The 19111-nt window shown below is 64.7% G+C and carries 21 protein-coding genes; 11 read left to right on the forward strand and 10 right to left on the reverse strand.

Translation table 11 applies throughout. The features are described from left to right. Positions 1–21 precede the first annotated feature (21 nt). The 7 genes from VQ067_RS11730 to VQ067_RS11760 all read left to right on the forward strand — a co-directional run bounded on the left by VQ067_RS11730 (position 22) and on the right by VQ067_RS11760 (position 5772). Positions 22–405 carry a DUF2388 domain-containing protein gene (locus VQ067_RS11730; protein ID WP_023094651.1) on the forward strand — a complete coding sequence of 128 codons (384 nt, stop codon included), beginning with the start codon at positions 22–24 and terminating at the stop codon, positions 403–405. Between the two features lie 247 nt (positions 406–652). Continuing rightward, a protein-coding gene (locus VQ067_RS11735) for an IS3-like element IS222 family transposase (RefSeq protein WP_087920907.1) occupies positions 653–1815 on the forward strand; the annotation gives its coding sequence in 2 pieces (ribosomal slippage) (positions 653–908 and positions 908–1815; 1164 coding nt in all). A gap of 349 nt (positions 1816–2164) precedes the next feature. After that, positions 2165–2446 carry a hypothetical protein gene (locus tag VQ067_RS11740; protein ID WP_123809176.1) on the forward strand — a complete coding sequence of 94 codons (282 nt, stop codon included), beginning with the start codon at positions 2165–2167 and terminating at the stop codon, positions 2444–2446. A 34-nt stretch (positions 2447–2480) separates the two neighbouring features. After that, positions 2481–2630 (forward strand): hypothetical protein, encoded by a 150-nt coding sequence (locus VQ067_RS11745; protein WP_228846173.1) that lies wholly within the window; start codon positions 2481–2483, stop codon positions 2628–2630. A gap of 1047 nt (positions 2631–3677) precedes the next feature. Then, on the forward strand, positions 3678–4712 hold the full coding sequence (locus VQ067_RS11750) for a hypothetical protein (RefSeq protein WP_317951522.1): 1035 nt from the start codon (positions 3678–3680) through the stop codon (positions 4710–4712). A gap of 79 nt (positions 4713–4791) precedes the next feature. Next, a complete protein-coding gene (locus VQ067_RS11755) occupies positions 4792–5388 on the forward strand; it encodes a hypothetical protein (protein WP_023097445.1) in 597 nt (198 codons plus the stop codon). 93 nt (positions 5389–5481) lie between these two features. Continuing rightward, on the forward strand, positions 5482–5772 hold the full coding sequence (locus VQ067_RS11760) for a hypothetical protein (RefSeq protein ID WP_021205181.1): 291 nt from the start codon (positions 5482–5484) through the stop codon (positions 5770–5772). Positions 5773–5872: 100 nt separating this feature from the next. Here VQ067_RS11760 and VQ067_RS11765 read toward each other — a convergent pair whose 3' ends face one another. Together VQ067_RS11765 and VQ067_RS11770 are read right to left on the reverse strand one after the other, a co-directional pair. After that, positions 5873–6358, reverse strand: coding sequence for a hypothetical protein (locus tag VQ067_RS11765; protein WP_074241234.1), 486 nt, complete (start codon positions 6356–6358; stop codon positions 5873–5875). Between the two features lie 434 nt (positions 6359–6792). After that, a complete protein-coding gene (locus VQ067_RS11770; RefSeq protein ID WP_003130917.1) occupies positions 6793–7872 on the reverse strand; it encodes a hypothetical protein in 1080 nt (359 codons plus the stop codon). Between the two features lie 243 nt (positions 7873–8115). Between VQ067_RS11770 and mcpN the strand changes: the two genes are divergently transcribed. Then, a complete protein-coding gene (gene mcpN / locus VQ067_RS11775; RefSeq protein ID WP_031685681.1) occupies positions 8116–9711 on the forward strand; it encodes a nitrate chemoreceptor McpN in 1596 nt (531 codons plus the stop codon). A gap of 21 nt (positions 9712–9732) precedes the next feature. Here the strand turns inward: mcpN and VQ067_RS11780 are convergent, their stop codons facing one another. The 8 genes from VQ067_RS11780 to VQ067_RS11815 all read right to left on the reverse strand — a co-directional run bounded on the left by VQ067_RS11780 (position 9733) and on the right by VQ067_RS11815 (position 16271). Further along, the gene (locus VQ067_RS11780; RefSeq protein WP_003090852.1) at positions 9733–10971 is read right to left on the reverse strand and encodes a M20/M25/M40 family metallo-hydrolase; all 1239 of its coding nucleotides are present in this window, start codon (positions 10969–10971) and stop codon (positions 9733–9735) included. A gap of 66 nt (positions 10972–11037) precedes the next feature. Next, a complete protein-coding gene (locus VQ067_RS11785; RefSeq protein WP_003130919.1) occupies positions 11038–11505 on the reverse strand; it encodes a GAF domain-containing protein in 468 nt (155 codons plus the stop codon). A gap of 114 nt (positions 11506–11619) precedes the next feature. Further along, entirely contained in the window at positions 11620–11838 is a 219-nt protein-coding gene (locus tag VQ067_RS11790) for a helix-turn-helix domain-containing protein (RefSeq protein ID WP_003090850.1), read from the reverse strand. An 8-nt stretch (positions 11839–11846) separates the two neighbouring features. After that, entirely contained in the window at positions 11847–12404 is a 558-nt protein-coding gene (locus tag VQ067_RS11795) for a DUF2975 domain-containing protein (RefSeq protein ID WP_003090849.1), read from the reverse strand. A gap of 170 nt (positions 12405–12574) precedes the next feature. Continuing rightward, positions 12575–14374 (reverse strand): metalloendopeptidase Mep72, encoded by a 1800-nt coding sequence (gene mep72, locus VQ067_RS11800; protein ID WP_003130921.1) that lies wholly within the window; start codon positions 14372–14374, stop codon positions 12575–12577. A gap of 77 nt (positions 14375–14451) precedes the next feature. Next, a complete protein-coding gene (gene bamI / locus VQ067_RS11805) occupies positions 14452–15111 on the reverse strand; it encodes a biofilm-associated metzincin protease inhibitor BamI (RefSeq protein WP_033939290.1) in 660 nt (219 codons plus the stop codon). A gap of 477 nt (positions 15112–15588) precedes the next feature. Further along, positions 15589–15930 (reverse strand): PA2781 family protein, encoded by a 342-nt coding sequence (locus VQ067_RS11810; RefSeq protein WP_003119898.1) that lies wholly within the window; start codon positions 15928–15930, stop codon positions 15589–15591. Continuing rightward, on the reverse strand, positions 15927–16271 hold the full coding sequence (locus tag VQ067_RS11815; RefSeq protein ID WP_003115217.1) for a helix-turn-helix domain-containing protein: 345 nt from the start codon (positions 16269–16271) through the stop codon (positions 15927–15929). The genes VQ067_RS11810 and VQ067_RS11815 overlap by 4 nt, the downstream gene beginning before the upstream one ends. A 405-nt stretch (positions 16272–16676) precedes the next feature. On the opposite strand from VQ067_RS11815, the gene VQ067_RS11820 reads away from it, so the two are divergent. The 3 genes from VQ067_RS11820 (at position 16677) to VQ067_RS11830 (ending at position 19075) form a co-directional block, all read left to right on the forward strand. After that, the gene (locus VQ067_RS11820; RefSeq protein ID WP_003090843.1) at positions 16677–17075 is read left to right on the forward strand and encodes a PA2779 family protein; all 399 of its coding nucleotides are present in this window, start codon (positions 16677–16679) and stop codon (positions 17073–17075) included. After that, positions 17060–18037, forward strand: a complete 978-nt coding sequence (locus tag VQ067_RS11825) for a PA2778 family cysteine peptidase (RefSeq protein ID WP_034020060.1) — start codon at positions 17060–17062, stop codon at positions 18035–18037. The genes VQ067_RS11820 and VQ067_RS11825 overlap by 16 nt, the downstream gene beginning before the upstream one ends. An 81-nt stretch (positions 18038–18118) precedes the next feature. Beyond that, the gene (locus tag VQ067_RS11830; RefSeq protein ID WP_009313936.1) at positions 18119–19075 is read left to right on the forward strand and encodes a formate/nitrite transporter family protein; all 957 of its coding nucleotides are present in this window, start codon (positions 18119–18121) and stop codon (positions 19073–19075) included. The last annotated feature ends 36 nt before the right edge of the window (positions 19076–19111 follow it).

Raw genomic sequence — 19111 nt, forward strand, 5'->3', positions numbered from 1 at the left:
GGCATTCAATCGGGGCTTTTCATGTCATCCAAGCTCTTGCTGCTGGTCAAACTACTGGTATGCCTGCCTGTCCACGCCGGGATTGACCTAACGCGGGATAGGCAGGACCACCCCGTTATTGCCAGCAGTTTCTACAGTTCGATATTGCTGGCGACAACGACCATCGGCACCAGCGACCCAAGAGAAGGTACAGAACTCTCTGGAGACGTATCCAAGGAAATCAGCAGCTACGACCGGAAGCTCAAGCTGGCGCATGACGATGCGGCCGCTTTCATCGCTAGCAACGGCGCGATCCGCGGTGCGATGCTGCAAGCGGTGCTGGACACCTTGCGCCAGCGCGCCGAGCTTGCGCGCTACAGTGATCTGCAACTGGCGTTGGCGGTATTGACCTATCCGCCCCGCTAGCCGCTGGTGCTAGTGAAAGGGCCTATAGGAGATCCGCGGCTAGGATGACTTTGCTACGGATTTGCTACAGCAAATTGAGCTTATTTCGTATCTATATGATTTTATTAGGTAATTTTTTCTAGTTTGACCGATCCATCATCGGCGCAACGGAGAAGCGGCGTGAGAGGGCGGCGGGGGCGTTGTGTAGTGGTCTACTGATCCCGGACACCGATTTAGGCGAGAATCCTCGCCGTGAGAGAGGTGTCTGATGAGCAAGCAACGACGTACGTTTTCCGCCGAGTTCAAACGAGAGGCCGCGGCCCTGGTGTTGGACCAAGGCTACAGCCATATCGACGCCTGCCGTTCGCTGGGGGTGGTGGATTCGGCCTTGCGCCGTTGGGTGAAGCAGCTCGAGGCGGAGCGCCAGGGTGTGACCCCGAAGAGCAAGGCGTTGACGCCTGAGCAGCAAAAGATCCAGGAGCTGGAAGCCCGGATCAACCGGTTGGAGCGGGAGAAAGCGATATTAAAAAAGGCTACCGCTCTCTTGATGTCGGACGAACTCGATCGTACGCGCTGATAGACCAGTTGAGTGAGCAGGAGTCGGTGGAAGTGGTCTGTTCAGCTTTCGATGTGGCGCGGTCTTGCTACTACGTCCACCGTCTTCGACGGCGGCGTGTCGATGCTCGCCGCGTGGCGCTACGCAGCCAAGTCAACCAGTTGTTCAGCCAGAGTCGGGGCTCGGCCGGCAGCCGCAGCATTCTGGGCATGCTGCGCGAAGAGGGCGTGACCATCGGCCGTTTCCGAGTGCGTCGGTTGATGCGTGAGCTGGGCCTGGTCAGCAAGCAACCGGGCTCGCACGCCTACAAACAGGCCACGGTTGAGCGGCCGGATATCCCGAATCGGCTGAACCGCAAATTCGCGACCGAGCATCCCAATCAGGTGTGGTGTGGCGACATCACCTACGTCTGGGCGCAAGGCCGTTGGCACTACCTGGCCGCGGTGCTGGATCTGCATACCCGGCGGGTGATCGGCTGGGCGTTCTCGGCCAAGCCGGATGCCGAACTGGTGATCAAGGCCCTGGACATGGCCTACGAACAGCGCGGCAGGCCACAGCAGGTGCTGTTCCATTCAGACCAGGGCAGCCAGTACGCCAGCCGCCTGTTTCGGCAACGGCTCTGGCGCTATCGGATGCAGCAGAGCATGAGCCGTCGGGGGAATTGCTGGGATAACTCGCCGATGGAGCGCCTGTTCCGCAGTCTGAAGTCGGAGTGGGTCCCGTCAACGGGTTACCTGACGGCGCAGGAGGCCCAACGGGACATCAGTCATTACTTGATGCACCGCTACAACTGGATCAGGCCGCATCAATTCAACGACGGGTTACCACCTGCGGTGGCCGAAGAAAAACTCAACCCACTGTCCGGGATGGGTTGACCACTACAGGCGGGGGGCTTGGGAGTGGTTGTTCCTCGTTTATGGGCCCACAAGATGGAACCTACCGGCTCCTTACTGCGGCAGCGGTGCGGCTCGACATCTCCTGGCCAGTTGTTCTGCCGCCGGCCAGCCAGCAGGAGTCGTCGGCATGGATGATGGGGCCATTCACCCAGCATCTCCTTCGACGGATCTTGCCTATCTCGCAGCCGACGTCCACCAGTGCGCCTTAGAACTCTCGGCTTTCAGAGGGGAGAACAGGCTACTTCGTCTTTAGGAAAATTCTCAATTGAATTGATAATTACTCGTGTTTAACGTGTTGTGAAATATGATGCAAGTAGGGGAATGAGAAATGAGTAAGGCACCTCTAAATCTAGTTTCTACTACGATCTACGGCGACAACACCTCTATAGATGGGCTTGGAGATCCTGCTGGAGGTGGCACTGGAAAGGGAAGGCGTGTTCCTGGTGTCGAGGCTAGCGAATATCCATTTCTACAAGTCATGCAGGAAGAGTCAATTGTTCGTAGTGGAATTGAAAAAGATGGATACCCAGAGGTCAAGAAGAAAACAGAGAGTAAGATGAGGTCCGCTGCTGCCAAAGCGCGCAAGGCAGCGAGAGATAAATGGTGCTAGGGGCGCTGCCGCAGGATTGTCGGAGCAGATCTTATTGAGAGCGGCAGGTGCTACTCAGACTCTAGCAGGAACCTCTGATAAAGATTTTGGGGCTTGGTGGGCGGGTACTCCGTATGGCGACAATCCCGTTGATCAGATATGGATTAAGGCGGGAATAGACTATGCGAAGTCGAAAGGGTACTAATTTTGCTCTGATAGGGCTCTCGTGTTTGGCTCTGGGGTTGTTTGGTTATATATATTTCACTTCGCCAAGTATGCCTTCTCCAGCAAGGATTGTCTCTGTTAAAGTGGTTGGAAATGGCGGGGCTATATACGAGGTCCTATATGTCTCTGGTGGGGCTACAGTTCCGTTTGTCTATCGCTATTTTTTGATGGAGTTTCAGACTGATGATGCTGAGGCTCTGAAGAAGCTGAGAGGTGCAGAGCCCTTTCTGGTAACGAAGAGTCCTAATGCTGTGCGTGAAATTCATGGTGATCGAGCAGATTTGTATGTCACGGATACTATCTATAAGTATAGGAGTCAGGGATTCTTTATTATCGAAGGGCGACTGGTACCCATTAGGTTCAACCTGAAGGCTACCATGCCTTGACAAATGAAGCGCCGTCACCGCAGGGATGGGAGTGTGGTGGCGAAGTTTTTGTGCTTTAGGATGCAGCAGTCCCTGGTCACATAGGAGTTCCAACACCTCTGCTGGACACCATTCCCTGCCTGCTGAAAGCGCGACTCCCATTATGCGTAGCTGGTCGAGTATCGTTGCCTGTGCCATATCGTCGGTGGCGAGCAATTCCAACTGTCTACCATGGGCGTCCGAGAACCCAAGACCTTCCAGCGAGGCTCGTATGCTGTTAGCCAATCGCTCGATGCGGATGACATCCCCATCAGCCTTCTTGACATAGGCTGCGACCGTTTTTCAGTCACTGACAAAACCTCCGTAATATAGTGCTTACACCTGGTACATCTGGAAACTCTCCGAAGAGACTGGCGTGGCCTCAATGCGCGCGGGACCCACTCTTCCGGATGTGCACGTTTCCCGAGCCTGGCCTGCCAGACAACGCCGCTCCCAATGCCTGGAGGTTTGCGTAGGCGTAGAACCAACGAGAGCCGTGGCAGCTCCTGGCCCTGCCGGTGTGCCCCTGCCGACCTAGTTCATTTGAAATATTGCGATCCAGGCTGGGGCCAGTAAGATGGGCCGTCCGACGACCCGCACCAGCCTCTATCAAGGATCGATGCATGAGACTGCCCCGCCCGCGTTTTGCCCTTTCCGCCGCCTTGCTGCTTTGCCTTTCCGGTTGCGTGTCTGAACTCGATTCGGGCGCCTATGGCAGCATGGACGATCCGCGCAACGCGCAGATGTTGGACCTGGTCGACCAGGCGCTGAAAGGGAACATGGCCGTGGTACTGGTGGCCGACGTGATGCCGCACAAGTCCCTGAGCGATGCGCTGACCATGACCCAGTGGACGCCAACGGCGATCTGGGAGTACGAGAAGGACCCGAAGGTGACCTTCGGCCGCAAGTTCCAGACCAACGCGCTGCAGCGGAAGCCCGACGAGACCTATCTGTTCAAGGCCTTCGAGGTGCATATCCTGCCGCCCGGCAAGTACCTGCTGACCGGCGGCGACGACTACCAGATCCATGGCTTGCTCGACCAGATCGGCGCCCGCAGCGGTCCGCCCGGTTCGGGCCATGGCGCCAACGGCACCGCGTACCTGTCCCCCGAGCTGTATCGCGAGTACTACCGGGAAGAAGTCTGGAAAGATGCCACCTATGGCAGCGAGATCAAGACCGAGAAGGTCTGCACCGCCGTGCATGTGGCCTCGGGCGCCTGCGTGAGCTGGGGCGAGCAGCAATACACGCAGACGACCCAGGGCTCCCAGGCCGGCTATTACCAGCAGACCGATTCCCGCGACGTGCCCTCGATCAAGGTCCAGGCGCGCCTGCCGGTCGACAAGGCGCTGGCCAGCTTCAGCGTGCAGGGCGGGCAATTGCTGCTGGCCCCGCGCATGCACCTGAAGACCCCCGGCTACAAGTACCAGCAGTCGAAGTGCCGGGCGATCGATCCGAAGAAGATCGAATGCCCATTGGAAAACCTGACCGTCTACACCTGGCCGGCGCCGATGGACTTCAGCCAGTCCCTGATCGCCCAGCGGGCCCTGAGCGACAAGCACCAGCAACTGCTGTCCAGGCTCCAGCCCCTGCAGATCACACCGCTGCGCAAGCAGGGCATGGAGGACCCGGTCTGGGGCGTGCCGCTGTCATTGAAATAGCGGGTGTTCGCTCAGGGGCGCCGGGTGCCGCCCCTGTCCACGATCGGCAGGGAAGCGTTTCCCCACAAAGGAAGGTGACATGAACGTATATCGCAAGGTTTCCCGCAGTGCCGCGACTTGGCTGTGCGCCGCGCTGCTGGCCGCATCCGGCCATGCCTGGGCCGAAGACTGGTGGGTGGTACACAAGGGCGACGACCCTGCCGAGCTTGACGTGTTCCTGGCCGATGCCGATTCGCTGGCACCGGTGCCAGGTATCGAAAACGCCTGGCAGGTGCAGATCGCCATGCTGTTCGACTCCTTCCATCTGCTCAGCGCGCATCAGTACCGCTGCGATACGCGAGAGGTGAAGGTGGTCAACGCCAAGACCTTCTCCAACAACGGGCAACCCACGAACCTCCAGTTCACCTTCGCCAAGGGCTGGACCCCGCTGCCCAACGAAAGCCATGAGGCTGTCCTCCAGTTCATCTGCGCGCCGCAGCAACGCGAACGCAACGGCATGCGCTCCACCGGCAGGGGCGTGCCATTGCAGGCGGTGATCACCGCCGTCGGCATGGTCGAGATGGAGCGCGCCCAGGCCAATCTCGCCGAGGCCCGGCGCAAGCTCGAAGAGGCCAAGAGCGATCGCGTCATGGGCGAACTCGATCGTCTGCTCGGCAACGAGCCCCGGAAGCCCTGAGCCGCTCTGACTGAAGCAGGGTGAGGCGAGGCGGATCGGGCCGTTTTCCGGGACGATCGGCGTAGGTCCGGAAGGCGCGCCGGGAGGGTATCGATGAAGTGGTATAGCCGCATCAGCCTGGGGCTCAGCCTCGCGGTCGCGAGCGCTTTCCTGGTGGCGTACTGGCGATCGCTCGACAGCCATGGCTATCCCAATATGAATGCGCCTGGGCTGTTCGCCTACCTGCTGGTCTTTCCTGCCTGCGCCCTGTTGCTGCATTCCACTGCGTTGGCATTCGTGCTCCAGCAGCGAAAGCTGGGGAGCGCTCGCGAAAGAGCGCTGCAATGGACGATCAACCTGGCGCTGTGGATGGCGCCGCTTTGTTTCATATTTTCCAGTCTTTAATCAGGCACTCGCGGCTCCCGCGAGTGTGGAGCTCGAGTAAGCGGACTGCTTTGACATCTCCCTTGCTAGCGGCGGAATACAGGTGCGTCCTTTGAATCGCTCAGCGCTTCGGCGCAAAGACCATCTTCACCGGCGCATCGTGCTTCAGGCGCGAGCCGTCCGCTTGGTTTCCGGGCTCGAAGCTAGGGTGCCAGGCCCTGAGTTCCGTATCGGACAGCCACTCCAGTTGCAATTCGTCCGCGGATGCGCGCAGGTTGAATTGCGCCAGCGACTGCACGACTGCATGGCACTTTTCCGATTTCCCGGTTTCGAGGAGGGAGACCTGTATTTCTTCGCCCCAGGTGATCGAACCTTTCTCCGGGCATTTCCGAACCTCGACGTGGTATTGCCCGTTCGGCGACGGCAGGTCGGAAATCAGCTTGTCGGGGCCGCAGGCGGCGAGGAGTACGCTCAGTATCAGCAGGGGGCTTTTTTTCATCCATGACCTCTGTGGAAATCTCGGAAAGGAATTCCTTTCTTTTCCTGGCGGAAAATGGGCAGGAAGCGTGCCTGCCCATCCTACGCGCGGACTGCTCGATCTGCCCATGGGCATCCACAGCTTCGTAGATGAGCGATATCAGATGGCACTGAGCGATTTCAGGATCAGATAGGTGCAGATGAGCACCCCTGCCATGGACAAGAGGCCCAGGGCGACAATGCTGAGTTTCATCGGGTTTCCTCGTTGAACTGCGATGGGCTGCTGTATCAAGGAGGGGAGAGGCAGCAGGTGAGAGGGAAAGCCCCGGGGGGATGAGCGGCCCCCGGGGCTTTGGTGACCACCATAGGAGAAAGTCACCTTGATAAGACTAGCCCTGTTTCGCTGTGCGGCAAGCGAAGCGGCATCGCTTTTCCCGCGGGATCGGGAAAATGCCTAGCCATACCGCAGTGATGGCCACGGAGGGTCCATGCGCCTCGTCCATTTCCTGATTGCCCTTCCCGCCGCGCTGCCGGCTGAGCCTCAGATAACCGCGAGGCGCGGGTTCAGCGGTCGTCGCCGATCTCCAGTTCGATGAAGTCGATGACTCCTGCCGCGCGGTTGTCGAGGCGCTCGAGTTCCTGGCCGTCCAGCGTCTGCAACAGCGAGGTGCCGTGTTCCAGGCGCTCGCCGGAGGCATGCGAAGCGGCTTCGCGGGTAGGACTGAACAGCCAGGCGTGCGGATGTTGCGCGCGCCAGGCGGCGCGGGGCGAAAGGCTGACCTCGGTGCCCGCCGGGTAGTGCCAGGCGCCCAGTTGCAAGGCCTCGGCGAGGACCGTGCCGCCGAGGCCGTACAGGCGGCGGTCGCGGTCGAAGGCCAGGGCGCCGCCGCTCAGCGCGATGCCGCGCACCGACACCCGTTGCCCGGTTTCCGGCATTACCCGCCAGCGCTCGGCGTCGCGGTAGCCGTCGGTGTAGACCATGCCGTCGCTGGCGAACAATCGCGCACCGGCGGGGAAGTCGATCTCGTCGGCGCGGTTGCCGGTCGCCAGGCTACAGCCTTCGAAGGCGGCGGGACGCCCGTCGCGCTCGCTGGCGAAGGCGATTTCCTGGCTGGCGTCGCAACGCCAACCTTCGATCTCGGCGACGCCCTCGCCACGCAGGCGCAGCGAAGTGGGATGGACGCCGGTGGTTTTCCATGGGTCCTGCGGGTCGTCCTGCTCGCTCTGCAGCCAGCGTTGCAGGTGGCGGGTGGCGACGCCGCGGATCGTCACCGGGGTGGGGAATTCGGCTTCGCGGAAGCTTTCTGGCTGGTGCTTGAGTTCCAGCTTCAGCCGGGTGCCGGCAGGCATCTCGATGCCTCCGAGGCGCGAGGGGCGCTCGAGCACGGCGCTGTGCGCGGCTTCCTCGCGCGCGCGTTCGCGCTCGTACTGCCAGAGACCGATCTCCAGCCAGGCGCGCAGTCCCAACGGGATCAGCAGGAGCAGCATCAGCAGGCCGCGGCTCGGCCAGCGGCGGCGCAAGCGCTGGCGCGCGCGCGGGCTGAAGGCCAGGAGCGATAGCCAGACCAGCAGCCAGATGCCGGCGACGAACGACGACAGGTAGATGAGCGGGACGATCAGGGGAAGAGGGGCGACGGGGATCACGCGGGCGTCCTTGCGGGCTGGGTTCCATGACGTCTCCGGCGCGGCGTGCCGGGTACCTGCCAGAGTTTACAGGGCGCGTCCCGATGCCGCAGCGGCAAACTGTCTTCAGGCCTTGCCCGCCGGGGGCCACGCCCTGGAGAGGGAGGCGCTCGGGGACGGAATCGGCGAAGTGACGATTCAAGCCCAGGCGCGACGGGCCGATGGCGTGGTTATCGGTTTCTGCAGTCCAGTGGGGAAAAGCCAATGAACGAAAGCGTCGCCAGGGTGTTCGATCGGATTCTGCGGGGGCTCGGGTTGAAGACCCTGAACGCCCAGTTCCTACTGTCCTATGCACTGATGTTCGGCCTGGCCGCCTGCGCCTCGGTGGCGTTGTACCTGAGCATGTCGATCTCGCCGGAAACCATCAACGTGGCCGGTGCGCAGCGCATGCTCAGCCAGAAGATGGCCCGCGAGGCGCTGCAATTGCGGCTCGGTGCCGGCGACCCAAAGGCCCTGGCCGCGACCATCGCCCAGTACGAGCGCTCGGCCGCCGACCTGGATGCGGGCAATGCCGAGCGCAACGTGAGCCGGATGGGCGCGCCGGAGATCGCCGCCCAGCGGCAGAAGGTGGCGCAGATCTGGGGCCGCTATCGGACCATGCTCGACCAGGTGGCACAGCCTGCCAGCCAGGTCGACCTGCGCGGCTTCTCGCAGTATTCCACCGAGCTGTTGGGCGAGCTGAACAAACTGGTCTCGCTGATGAGCGCGCGCGCCGACAGTGTCCAGCACACCCAGATGTGGATCGCCTTCGGTTGCCTGTTGGCGATCCTGGTGCTGGTGGTGCTCGGCCGGCAGTTCGGCCTGGCGCCGCTGATGCGGCAGTTGCGCGGGTTGGAGGTGGCGCTGACCGAGGTCGGTGCGGCTAACTTCACCCATGCCCTGGCGGCGGGCCATGCGGACAACGAGATCGGCCGCATCGTCGCCGGCTACGAGCGGATGCGCCAGGACGTCAGCGGTCTGCTGGCGAACGTCAAGCGCAGCGCGGCAGAGACCGACAAGGACGTGGCCGAGGCCCTGGAGCAGGCGCTCGGTGCCGGCGACCAGGTGGCGCGCCAGCACCAGGACCTGGACCAGGTGGCCACCGCGATGAACGAGATGAGCGCCACCGTGGCCGAGGTCGCCCGCCACGCCAACCATGCGGCGCATTCCACCCGCGACGCCGCGGCCCTGGCCCACGAGGGACGCCGTCTGGTGGAGCACGCCAGCAGCCAGACCGGTGCCTTGGCGGAGGAACTGGAACAGACCGCCCTGGCGCTGAACACCCTGCACCAGCACGCCGGCAGCGTCGGCCAGGTGCTTACGGTGATCAGCAGCATCGCCGAGCAGACCAACCTGCTGGCGCTCAATGCCGCCATCGAGGCGGCGCGGGCCGGGGAGGCCGGGCGCGGCTTCGCCGTGGTGGCGGACGAGGTGCGTTCGCTGGCCAACCGTACCCAGCAGTCGACCCAGGAGATCCAGGGGCTGATCGAGCAGTTGCAGGACGGCGCCAACGATGCGGTAGCCGCCATGCGCGGTAGCGCCAGCCATGCCCAGAGCAACCTCGCCGAGGCCGACAGCGCGGCCCAGGCGCTGGGGCGCATCGTCGCCACGGTGGAAGAGCTGGACGGCCTCAACCAGCAGATCGCGACCGCCGCCGAGGAACAGAGCCAGGTGGCCCAGGACATCGACCGCAACATCACCAACGTCTCCGGACTCTCCGAGCAGGCCCACGAAGGGACCGCCGCAGTGCTTTCGGCCAACCAGAGGGTCAAGGAGCACATGGCTGGCTTGCGCGTGGTGCTCGGTCGCTTCCGCACCTGAGGCTGGCTGCGGGCGTCGGCGCTAGTCGGCGGACAGCTCGCGGATCAGCGCCACCGTCAGGTACAGGCGCGGGGCGATGCTCGACAGTTCGAGGTATTCCGCCTCGCTGTGCAGGCCGGCGCCGACCACGCCGAGGGTTTCCAGCACCGCCGGCTTGTCGCTGCCGGGCACGTAGGCGTAGCCGGCGTCCGTGCCGAAGCGCATGGCGATCGGCTCGATGCGCTTGCCGATTCGGCCGTAGAGCGTCTGCGCGGTTTCCGCCAGGCGCTGCGAGGCGGGGTTCTTCACCAGGGGCGGACGACCCTTGTCGAGACGCAGACTGACTTCGGTATCGGCGATCAGGCGTTCGCCGGTCAGCTTCCGGGCGTCGGCCAGTACCCGCTCGCTCTCGGCCGGGTCCGAGTAGCGCATGTCGGCTTCCGCCGAAGCCTCGGCGGGAATGATGTTGCGCTTCTCGCCGCCCCTGGCGAGGGTCCAGTTCAGCGTGGTGCCTTTCGCCGGATCGCCGAGGTCCTTGAGACGCAGCAACTGGTGCGACAGTTCGAGAATGGCGTTGCGGCCTTGCTCGGGTGCCGAGCCGGCATGGGACGAGCGACCCTTCACCTCGAGCAGCAGGCCGTCGATGCCATTGGTGGCTACCGTCACTGCGTCCCGGTCCGGCGGCTCGTAGGAGAAGACGTAGTCCTGCTGCCGGGCCAGCTCGGCGATCAGTTGCTTCGAGCCGGCGGAGCCGGTTTCTTCGTCGGGATTGAACAGCACGGTGATCCGTCCGTAGTCCCTGAAGCCTTGCTGCCTGAGCAGCGCCAGGGCATGCAGCACCATCGCCACGCCGCCCTTGGCGTCGGCCACGCCGGGTCCGTAGGCGCGCTCCGCGTCCTCGCGGAACGGACGCTTCGCCGCGCTGCCGGCGGCGAACACGGTGTCGTAGTGAATCATCAGCAGGAAGCGCTTGCTGCCGGTGCCATCGAGGGTGGCCACCAGGTTGTCGCCGGCCGAGGGCGTCGCCGGTGCGCTGCGGACTTGCGCGCCGAGCGCCTGCAGGCGTTCGGCGAGCAGCGCGGACAACTGGCCGAGGCCTTCGGCCTGGCCGGTACCGCTGTCCACCGCGACCAGTTGTCGGAGCGTGTCGAGGTAGGCCGGGCGTTCGGCTTCGGCCTGGCGCAGCAGCTCGGTGGCTGGCGTGTCGGCAGCGAAGGCGGCGGGCGAAAGCAGGAAGGCGAGGGCGAGCGGCAAGAGGTGGGGCAGGCGGCGGGCGTGCACGGAAGGTCCTCGTCTGGCGGGCGGAGGCGGCGCGGTTGTGCGCCGCGGTATCCGATTGACCTTAGGTCATGAGACGGTTTCCGCCAGCAGCGCCTCGACCTTGCGCCGCAATTCTTCCAGCAGGGCCCGTTCCTCGGCCGAATAGTCGCGCGGTCGGCTGTCGAGTACGCAGACGGTGCCGTACGGGGTGCCGTCGGGCGTATGAACCGGATAGCCAAGGTAGTTGCTCAGGCCGAACTCGACTTCATCCTCGTTGCCGGCCCATTCCGTCTCCTGGCGCGAGTCGCGCACGTGCAACGGGGCGTCGCGGTCGACCACGCGTTCGCAGTAGAGGGGTTGGGCGCCGTCTTCATGGACGCTCTTGCGGCCTTCGGCGCCGATCGGGTAGGTGTCCTCCAGGCGTCCGGCGGAGGCCTCGACGCGCATGTGCCGGGGCAGGGAACGCATGATCAGCACCGACGGCACGTCGAGCCGGCGGGCCAGTGCGTCGATATCCCGGCGCAGGGATTCGAATCGTTCGGAGGATTTCGCCATGCCCGACCTCGCCCATGTCTGGTGGATGAACCGCGACTGTAGCGGCGAAAGGGGGCTTGGCCTAAATACCCTTTGTTGCGCTCCCCCTCGCTCGAGCGCATAAGCGCCCGGCTGTCACCCCTCGGTCGGGCCGGGCAGGTACTCCAGCAGGTCTCCCGGCTGGCACGCTAGGTAGGCGCAGATGGCCTCCAGGGTAGCGAGGCGAATGCCCTTTACCTTGCCCTGCTTGAGCAGCGACAGGTTCTGTTCGGTGATGCCGATGGCCTGGGCCAGGTCCTTGGACCTGGCCTTGCGCAGGGCGAGCATGACGTCCAGCCTGATTTCGATGGGCATGGCGGACCTCAGACGAACTGGCGGTTTTCCTCGGCGAGCAGGGCGGCCTTGCGCTGGATGCGCGCGATCACCATCACCGAGGCGGCGGCGAACAGGCTGACCAGTTCCGCCGAACCGAAGCTGAGACTGACGATGCGTTGCCCCTGGGGTTGGAGGAAGGTGACCCAGACCGTCAGCAGCGGTTCCAGCAGGAAGTTCGCCAGCACCCAGCAAGCCAGGCACAGGCCGACCTTGCCGAGCAGCGCCGCGGCGTCTTCGCAGAAATACTCGCCGCGCCCGTAGTGCTGGAACAGCCTTCGCAGCGCCTGCAGTCCACTGGCCAGGACCAGCAGCGGCAGGCTCGACAGGAGGATGCCGCCGAGGGCCTGCCAGAGCGGCATGTCCCGCGCCACAACGCCGAGGTCGCCGGCGACACCGGTGGCGGTGAGGGCGAAGCCGAGGCCGTGCTCGCTGGCGAGGTCGGGGAAGATCCAGCACGCGGCGTTGAGCAGCAGCATGCCGGCGATCAACAGCAGGGTCAGGGTAGCCATCAGGCGGCTGTAGCCGGCCAGGCGGTCGCTTGTCATCGGGGGTACTCCTGGGAAGGTGGGCAGGCCCCTCGGAAACGAGGGAAACCGGAGTGATCATAGTTTAATAATAAATTATCGTAAAACGATAATTTCATGATCGCTGCATCCAGCCTGGAGCGCTCCGCAAAATCCCCCCGTGCCTGCCGGGGGCACGGAGGGGAAGCGTCCTACTTCTGCAGCAACTGGACGTTGTCGATGAACATCGACTCCTGCTGGTTACCGCTGAGGATCATCAGTTCAGCACGCTTGATCGGCCCCTTCGGCAATTGCACCTGGCCGCGCAGGCTGGCCCAGCGGCCATTCTCGACCACCTTGTAGCCCAGGGGCAGGTATTCGCCGGGCCGACCCTGGCTTTCCAGGTAGAGGTAGGCATAGGTCATGGCCTGCGAGCCGCGACCGTCGCCGACCCGTACGTCCGCGCTGAACGCGTAGGTCCGGCCTGCTTCCAGGTTGCCCAGCAGGCTGGTGCTCGCGCCGGTGCCGGCGTAGCGCCGCTGGTAGGCTTCCAGGGCCAGCCGCCCGGCGCTGGCGACGCGCGTGGCGCGGGTGCTGGCATGCACGCCGCTCCAGCCGCCGATGCCGCTCTCGAAGTCGTAGGCGATGCGTTTCGGCGCCGGCGGTACGCTCGGCGGCGCGGCCTGCGCTTCCTGCAGGTTCATCTCGTCGACCAGCAGGCTGGCGCCGCTGTCGCTCCAGACCGCCACGTAGAGGTTGCGCTGGTCGGCGGCGGGACGGTAGTCGAAGGTCTTCTCCAGGCGACTGAACTCGTTGCCGCTGACCGACAGTTCGACGCTCTGCGCCGGGTTGTAGGCCAGGGCGCCATCGGCGCGTTCGCTGAGCAGCGCCATGCGCACGGTTTCACGGGTATTGGCGGCCTTGAGCATGACCTTGCCGCTCAGCCGGTAGCCGCTGCCGGCGCGCAGGGGGGCAATGGGGCGGACCAGCAGATCGAAGCCACGCACGTCGACCAGCAAGGCATTGTCGCGGCAGCCCTTGGCGACGTTCACCAGGCTCAGCTGGGCGTTGCCGGACCATGCGCGCCAGCCTTCCATGCTGGCGAACTCGCCATCGCCGAGCAGGCCGCCGAGCTTGGCTTTCGTGCACCATGGCAGGTCCGGCGGGGTCGGCGTGTCGCCGCCGGAGCCCGGGTTGACCGTGCCGGGTACCTTGGTCGGGCGAAAGTCGGCGATCTGCGTGGCCATGCTGTTCAGCGCGCGTACGGCGTCGGCGTGTTCTTCGCGACCGCAGGGCTGGTTGGCGCATTCGGCGTTGACCAGGCGCGGGTTGGCGAAGAACGGTGCCTGCTTGTTGGTGCCGAAGGCATGCGGGTAGGCCATCACGGTGGCGAAGCGCCCCTGCACGCCGTAGCCGCGGCTCCATTCGTAGGTGCCGCTGTGGGCGTAGCGCGGATCGTAGTAGCTGGACTCCAGGTCCTGCTCGTAGGAGTGGCGCAGGCCCATGTTGTGGCCGGCTTCATGGGCGAAGGTGTTGAGCCCGCAGTCGACCCCGGTGAGGTTGTAGGCAATGTCCTTGGCGTTGCCGTGGAAGCGCCCGCTGTTCTTATCGCCCGAGCCCATGTAGCCGATGCCGCAGGTGATGTAGCCGTTGCCGCTGTTCTGCGAGCGGTTGACCAGGCTGACCAGGTCGGCGCCGTACTGCTCGCGCAGGCGCTGCACCTGCGGGTCGCGCATGAAGCGATCGAGGTTGGTGCCGGTCACCGTCGGGTAGTCGGCCCAGTCCAGGCGCTGCTTGTGCACCAGGCGCAGGCGCAGGTCGACGCCGCTCTTCTCGTAGGCGGTGTTGGCGAACTCGATGTAGCTGGCGATCCGCGCATCGATGTCGCGTCCGTTTCCGGTCTGGGTCGCCGCGGGGGTGTAGAGCACCATGATGTCGACGGTCTTCGGCGCGGCCTGGGCGGCAGAGGCTACCGCCAGGGCGAGGGTGGAGCAGAGCAGGGATTTCTTCATGGGTTGCCTGTGTTCGGACAATAGGAAGCCATGGCGCCCCGAGGGCACCGCTGGGGAAACATGCTGGGAAGGTGGGCTCAGCCCTGGGCGGGCGGCGGCATCGGTGGCAGCTCGGCGAGCGGCGCGTCGACATGATCGCCATGCGGGTCGCTACGCGCGGCGATGTCGTTCTCGTCGATCACCCGGGTCTTGCCGCTGCGGTTGTCGACGATGATCGAGTAGCTGCCGTCGAGGGTGGCGACATTGATGTGGGTTTCCAGGCTGCCGCGCACCACGGTCAGGCTTTCCGCCTCGTCGCCGTCCACCAGGCCGCCGCGCCAGACCGGCAGGCCGGCGCTGTTATGGGTGCTGGCGAGGCGTGCCTGCAAGGGCCGCTCGCGACCCGGCAGGCTCATTTCCAGCACCTGGCCGAGCGCCAGCGTGTCGAGCAGGGCGGGTTCGATCTGCGCCAGGTATTCGGGAATGCCCTGGGCGCCTTCGCGGCTGCGCAGTTCGCCTTGCCAGAGCGTCACCCGCTCGCGTGGCGCGGGCGCTGCGACGGGGGCCGGGGCGAGCATGTGGGTAGTGTCCGCCGTCGGCGCCGCGAGCGCCGCTGCTGGGGCGGCGACTGCCTGGGCGGCGGGGGACTGGCGGGCCTGCGGCGGTGCCTCGGGCGGAGCCGGGTCGAGCAGCCAGCCGCCGATCAGCGCACCGCCGATGGCGGCGGCCGAGGCTGCGTAGATCCATGTCTTGGCCACGTTGTTTCTCCTTTGAGTGAACGTGGCGCGGAGTCTAGGAAGAAGCCTCTCCCGGCGTGGCGGCAACCGTTCACATTTGCGCCAGGCCGCGCGCCGGCGTGACGAAACTGCGAATCAGGCCGGAGCGCTGCGGGCGCCAGGTCACGTGCGCTCTGTGCGCTGCGGCAAGGCTGGCGTTCGGCCGCCACGCTGTTCGCGGCGGAAGGCCCCGGGCACCTGGCCGACCTCGCGCTTGAAGAACTGGACGAAGTTGTTCGGCTCGTCGAAGCCGATGCCATCGTCTACGGCAGCCCCACCTATATGGGCGGACCGGCCTGGCAGTTCAAGAAGTTCGCCGATGCCACCTCAAAGCCCTGGTTCGTCCAGCTGGCTTCGCTGACGCCTCGCGCTGGCTATGGGGTGTCGACATCCCGGCCGACGCTGGCATGTTCGCTCCTCTCCAGGCAACCCGGTACGGCCTCTAGCCGCGCCGGGGCCTCAGCCTCGCGCCAGTTGCAGGAGACGGGCGCGCTCCTGCATCAGCGGCCGGCAACTGCGGATGCCTTCGACGATGCTGTAGAGGCTTTCGATCTGCTGCTGGCTGAGGCTGTTGTTCTGGGCCCAGCCGAGCAACTGCAGCCAGGTCCAGCGGGCGATGGTCTCGCTCTGCGTCTCGGCCTTCCTGCGGTCGTCCCCGTCGCTCTGTCCGACCAGGGTCTCCACCAGCCCCGAGGCGCACAACGGCAGCAGCTCCCGGTACTGCTCCGGGTGCGTGTCGCGCAGGCGACGCAGGGCCATTATGGCGGTGGTTATCGAGTCTGAATCCAAGCTTTTGTTCACAGTTCACTCCTTGTGCGTACAGGCTGGCGGCTGGTTGATCCCTGGGCCGCGAGCAACTGTTCGATGAAACGCGTCAGCTCTTTCTTGAACTCGGGTGTCAGGCTGGACACCTTGAGGATGAGCTCGGCCAGCTCGTCCTCGGGGCAATAGAGGTAGGCCATGGGGACCTGGAGGACCATGGCCAGCTGTTCGGAAGTCCGCATGTTGGGGGAGTGCCGTTCGCGTTCGTATTGGTTCATCCGTGCGCTGGCGGAAAACTCGTCCATTCCCACCAACATGCCCAACTGCTTCTGCGAGTATCCCGCTCTGATTCTTGCGGCTTTTAGCCGGGTACCTAGCATCCATACAACTCCCGTCCCGTTGGCCCGCTCGCTCAAGGTTGGGCAAATCTGGACAAGATGGAAGCTCAGGAATCCTTAGTTTTCGCCGTGCCGGAGGCTCTGTCGTCCGGGGCGGCGCGCGGTTTCGACGCCGTGTACGAGGCTGCGGCGGGGATATGCGTCGATGTCGCCGAGATCGCGCATGCTCCGGTTTTCTCGCGGCGAGCCGGAGTATATGCGAATTGCATAAAAACGAATGCCGCTTCGTCGCCTGGGCGCGGCGGGTCGTCGTGCCGCCTGGGGCGGGCATCGGCGCCGAGGCGGCGGAAAACGGCGATCGGGACGATACTCAGGGGAGGTCGGCGACGCGGAACCAAGCTTCGCCTCCCAGGGCTGATAGTCGGGTTTCACGCAGAGGTCATTCCCATGAGAACAACAACAAGCATTCGCCGTGTCGCTGCCGTCCTGGCTGCGCTGCACCTGCTCACCTTCGCCGAGGTTCCGCTCGCCCAGGCGGCGATGATCGGCACCGCCGAGGTCATGCAGCAACAGCAGCACAACCTCGATCGCCAGCAACTGCTGAAGATGCTCGACGACCAGGGTGTACAGAAGAAACTGGAGGCCATGGGCGTGCCCCGCGACCAGGTGGCGAGCCGCATCAACAGCCTGACCAACGCCGAGCTGGCACAGTTCAACCAGCAACTGGACCAGGCACCGGCGGGCGGCATCATCGGCATCATCGTGCTGTTCCTGGTGATCTTCATCATCACCGACATGCTTTGCGCCACGGACATCTTCAGCTTCATCAAATGCATCAATCGGTGAGGCGGCTGGCAGGGGCGCTGCTGCTCGCCGCATTGCTCGGCGGCTGCGCGCAGCCGCCGAGGCTGCCGCCGGAAAGCGCGGCGCTGCCCGCACGGGTGGAGCTGCGCGACGTGCCGTTCTTCCCTCAGGAAGCCTACCAGTGCGGTCCCGCCGCGCTGGCCACGATGCTCGGCCAGCGCGGCCTGGCGTTGACGCCGGGACAATTGAAGGACGAGGTGTTCATTCCCGGTCGCGAGGGCAGCTTGCAGTTGGAGATGGTCGCCGCGGCGCGCCGCCACGGCATGCTGGTCTATCCGCTGCAAGGCGGACTGGAGAGCGTGCTCGAGGAGGTCGCGGCGGGCAACCCGGTGCTGGTGTTACAGAACCAGGCTTTCTCCTGGTGGCCGCGCTGGCACTTCGCGGTGGTGGTCGGCTTCGATCGGGAGCGCCGAGAACTGGTGCTGCGCTCGGGCATCACCCGGCGCTGGGTCACCGACTTCACCAGCTTCGAATCGACCTGGCAGCGTTCGGGACGCTGGGCGGTGCTGACCCTGCCGGGTGACCGCCTGCCGGCCACGGCAGCGGCGGTCCCGTGGCTCAAGGCCGCCAGTGACAGCGAGGAAACCGGCCACCCCAAGGTTGCCCGGCGCGCCTACGAAGAAGCCGTGCGACGCTGGCCTGAGGACGCCTTCGCCTGGTTCGCCCTGGGCAACAGTCGCTACGCCGCAGGCGATTCCGCCGCTGCCGAACAGGCCATGCTCACCAGCGTCGAGCGTCGCGCGGATTTCGCCGCGGGTTGGTTCAACCTGTCCCAGTTGCTGGCGGAACGCGGTTGCGCGGCGCCGGCGCGCCAGGCGCAGGCCTGCGCGCGGGCATTGCAGCCTGGGGAAGCCCGCTTCGCTGCGGCCTTGCCGCAGGCCGTCGCACCCGCGGCTCGGTGCGCCGAGCTGCCGGCCTGTCCCGTTGGCGCACCGCCCCGCTGAGGCGGCCCAGCCGAAGGTTGTCGGAACCCCGTTCCAGCGAGACGGCTCTATACCTGGGTGGACCCCACTCAGGTGCAGAGCATGGCCAACGACAAGCAGACTTCGACTCCCGGCCCCCGACAACCGGCCAAGGGCGGCGCGGCGGGCAAGCGCCAGGGGCGTGCAGCGGAGGGCGCGCGCAAGCCGCGTGCGCGCGGCGAGGAGCGGAAAGAGAAACCGGCCGACGGACGTTCGGCCACGGCGCTGACCGCCAACGAGCGGCGGGAGATCGACGACAAGCAGCCACCGCGCGCCGCTGTCCTGCACGAGGTGATTCGCGTCCAGGGCGAACACGAGCTGCAGCGCACGGTGGCGGCGCTCTGGTGGTCGGCGGTGGCGGCGGGACTGACCATCGGCCTTTCGTTGATGGGCATGGGCCTGTTCCGCGCGGCCCTGCCCGAGCAGGAATGGGCGATCATCGTCAGCAGCTTCGGCTATCCCATGGGCTTCCTGGCAGTGATCCTCGCCCGCCAGCAACTGTTCACCGAAAACACCCTGACCGCCGTGTTGCCGGTGATGACCGAGCCGACCCTGGAAAAGGCCTGGCAACTGTTGCGTCTCTGGAGCGTGGTGCTGTTCGGCAATATCGTCGGTACGCTGCTGTTCGCCTGGGCGGTGCTGCATCTGCCGATCTTCAATGAAGCGGCCGACGCGGCGTTCCTCGAGATCGGCCGCGAGGTGATGCACAACGACCTGGCGCAGATGTTCGCCAAGGGCATCGTTTCCGGCTGGATGATCGCCACCATGGTCTGGCTGATCCCGGCGGCGGAGGGCGCGAAGATCTGGATCATCGCGATGGTCACCTATCTGATGGCGCTGGGCAGCTTCACCCACATCGTGGTGGGTTCGGCGGAGGTAGGCTACCTGGTGTTCGCCGGGGAAATCGACTGGTCCGAGTTCCTGCTGAAGTTCGCCCTGCCTACCCTGGGCGGTAACATCGTCGGCGGTAGCCTGATCTTCGCCCTGATCAGTCATGCGCAGATCCGTAGCGAAGGTTGAGGCGCGGACAGAAAAAACGGCACCCCGGGGTGCCGT

This window comes from Pseudomonas sp. KBN12P06040, assembly GCF_037574965.1.
GTDB lineage: Bacteria > Pseudomonadota > Gammaproteobacteria > Pseudomonadales > Pseudomonadaceae > Pseudomonas > Pseudomonas aeruginosa.